Here is a 2,299-nt window from a genome sequence, read left to right as displayed (position 1 = left end):
AATAAATAGTCTAAATGAAAGCTCATTACTCTAACTGTATTGGTTGATCTATTTTACACCATAAACTCAGGAGAGCCCTCCAGGTTTGTTGGAAGTGCGCGGCTATGTCTCGCTATTTGTGCCAGCGCGCTCCATCTTTCCAAAGCCTCAACCCCAAAGCAATAAACCAGTCAAGGTGTTATTGAATCCCGAAATTCGCGGCACTTTCTTGCCAAACGATTTCCCATCACCAACTCCAACTTTACCCGACTTCGATCAAATTAATTACACTTTAGCGATCGCCAGTGGAAAAGGTTTGAACGAGATTACCCCTGAACCAGGTAAACCAATTATCATCGATTTACCAATTGTCACCCCAATTTTGGAAGAGTTACGCAACGGTAATTTGGACTTGGCTACTTTGGAAGCTGACAATTCAGAAAAAGCTCAACTGCTAGTGCAACTGCTGGCCCAACTCGATGCCAATGATGTCAATTTGAAAGAGCTAAATACAGTGATGGATAAATTCGATATTCCTGTCAGAATGTCTCGCGGCTAGAACTGTTAAATGGTAAGTAACTGTAGGGTGGGCAATGCCCACCTTACGTTTAATTACGTTTAATTACAGCACTTCCGGATGTTATGAGGTACAGTAGCAGCAATTAGTAAACCAGTTTTTGAGATGTTTCGGATTAATTAAGTCAAGAGCCACAGCAATTATGGTGTCAACCATTTTAGTGGTAGTTGGTGAAAACTGTCGTAATAAAGATTTGAGTTGCGACCACCATAATTCAATTGGATTAAAATCAGGAGAGTATGGGGACAAACACAAGATAGAAGCACCTACCGCTTCAATCTACGGGCTTAATTGAATCTACTTTATGCGCTGGTAAGTTATCCATCACTACTACTGCTCCTGACCACAATTGTGGCACTAAACATTTCTCGATAAACACCTCAAATGCTTGGCTATTCATCGAGTTATCCATGGTCATTAATGCCACTACTCGATTGAGACTAATTGCACCTATTACTGTGACTTTTTTGCCTCGATAAAAAGGTTTGATCGCATAGGCTCTAGTTCCTTTTTGGGAACGTGCATGAGTTCTAGTTAAACCTAGCAATACTCCAGTCTCATCTAGAAATACTAGATTTTTTTGCTCAATATCCTTGACTTTTTCCCAATACTCTAACCTTAACCTCATGACTCTTTCTGTGCCTGCTTGGCTACTCCTGACTGTTTTTTTTTACGATTTAATTCCAACTTCTGTAAGGCACTACACATAGCTGTTCTGCCTACCCAATTTCCGGTCTTTTGGGCGAATAACTCACACAATTCTACCAAAGTTGCATCGGGATGTGCCACCACTATTTCTCTTAGCTCTTCTGAGGCATTATTCAAATGACTGAATCTGGGTTTACCCCTGCGTTTAGGCTGTAAATTCCCCTCGATTTTTTGTTGTTTGACAAGTTTTTGAACTAAGCTTTTACTGCAGGCAAATATTTCTGCTGTTTTTCTGATCGACAGCTTCTGTTCTAAATGGGCTGCTACTATTTTGGAGCGCAAATCTACTGAGTATGCTTTCATTGGTATATTATTTTTAGTCGATTCTATCAATACTCCGGACAGTTTTTGGAACGATACTACAAGCTTACGCGGGGCAAGGAGCATAAAAAAGTCGAATTAAATGTAAGTCAGGGGTGGAGGTGACATTGATTTAATTATCCACAGTGGGTCAAAGTCAAGCGAGCATAAGCCATTGGGCCATATAAAAACTGTCCGGACTATTGTTCTATTGTACCTCATAACATCCGGAAGTGCTGTAAGCCTACTTATACACTCACTGAGCTTTATTCAAATGTCGAACTCATTTAAATTTCAGCCTGTTTCTTTTAGTTGGGTGGCTGTTCATCCGCAGCCAAAAGGTGTTGTTCAATTTATTGGTGGATCTTTTTTTGGTAGTTTGCCAACTTTGTTTTATCGATATTTTTTACAGCAGTTGTTTGAAGAAGGTTATACCGTAGTTGCTTTGCCGTTTAGATTTACTTTTCGTCACTGGCCGATCGCTATTGGGTTATTAAAAGAACAGGAGATACTGAGAACAGAACTGACCAAAATTGCTCACAGATTAGGCTATGAAAGCGAAATTTATCAAGAACCATCGAGTTATTTTTGGGTTGGTCACAGTCTGGGATGCAAGTACATTGCTCTTTTAGAATTTTTAAGCGACGATCGGTATCCAACTGGAGTTTAGACTAAAAAACGAGCGCATCTAAAAGTAGCTGCCTTTAAATATCCGGCAAGCTGTTACTCAACAAC

At 40.1% G+C, this 2,299-nt stretch carries 5 protein-coding genes; 2 read left to right on the top strand and 3 right to left on the bottom strand.

The genetic code is table 11. From position 1 onward, the window contains the following. The first annotated feature begins 175 nt into the window (after nt 1-175). A complete protein-coding gene (locus QUB33_RS29230) occupies nt 176-538 on the top strand; it encodes a hypothetical protein (RefSeq protein ID WP_333358108.1) in 363 nt (120 codons plus the stop codon). Between the two features lie 81 nt (nt 539-619). Here the strand turns inward: QUB33_RS29230 and QUB33_RS29770 are convergent, their stop codons facing one another. The 3 genes from QUB33_RS29770 to QUB33_RS29220 are packed head-to-tail and all read right to left on the bottom strand — an operon-like array spanning nt 620 to nt 1,567. Next, nucleotides 620-814, bottom strand: coding sequence for a hypothetical protein (locus QUB33_RS29770; protein ID WP_445299575.1), 195 nt, complete (start codon nt 812-814; stop codon nt 620-622). Between the two features lie 16 nt (nt 815-830). Continuing rightward, the gene (locus QUB33_RS29225; RefSeq protein WP_333358103.1) at nt 831-1,184 is read right to left on the bottom strand and encodes a transposase; all 354 of its coding nucleotides are present in this window, start codon (nt 1,182-1,184) and stop codon (nt 831-833) included. After that, nucleotides 1,181-1,567, bottom strand: coding sequence for an IS630 transposase-related protein (locus tag QUB33_RS29220; protein ID WP_333358100.1), 387 nt, complete (start codon nt 1,565-1,567; stop codon nt 1,181-1,183). Before QUB33_RS29220 ends, QUB33_RS29225 begins: the two co-directional genes overlap by 4 nt. 271 nt (nt 1,568-1,838) lie before the next feature. Here QUB33_RS29220 and QUB33_RS29215 point away from each other — a divergent pair, with 271 nt between their 5' ends. Further along, entirely contained in the window at nt 1,839-2,234 is a 396-nt protein-coding gene (locus tag QUB33_RS29215; RefSeq protein ID WP_333358097.1) for a DUF1350 family protein, read from the top strand. Nucleotides 2,235-2,299: the final 65 nt, after the last annotated feature.

Source organism: Microcoleus sp. B3-A4 (genome assembly GCF_036705385.1).
GTDB lineage: Bacteria > Cyanobacteriota > Cyanobacteriia > Cyanobacteriales > Microcoleaceae > Microcoleus.
This window is presented reverse-complemented; position numbering and strand designations above follow the sequence as displayed.

Excerpts from the sequence above, each read along its gene's own strand:
- QUB33_RS29225 (WP_333358103.1), bottom strand. The coding sequence starts at position 1,184 with ATGAGGTTAAGGTTAGAGTATTGGGAAAAAGTCAAGGATATTGAGCAA.
- QUB33_RS29220 (WP_333358100.1), bottom strand. The coding sequence starts at position 1,567 with ATGAAAGCATACTCAGTAGATTTGCGCTCCAAAATAGTAGCAGCCCAT.
- QUB33_RS29215 (WP_333358097.1), top strand. The coding sequence starts at position 1,839 with ATGTCGAACTCATTTAAATTTCAGCCTGTTTCTTTTAGTTGGGTGGCT.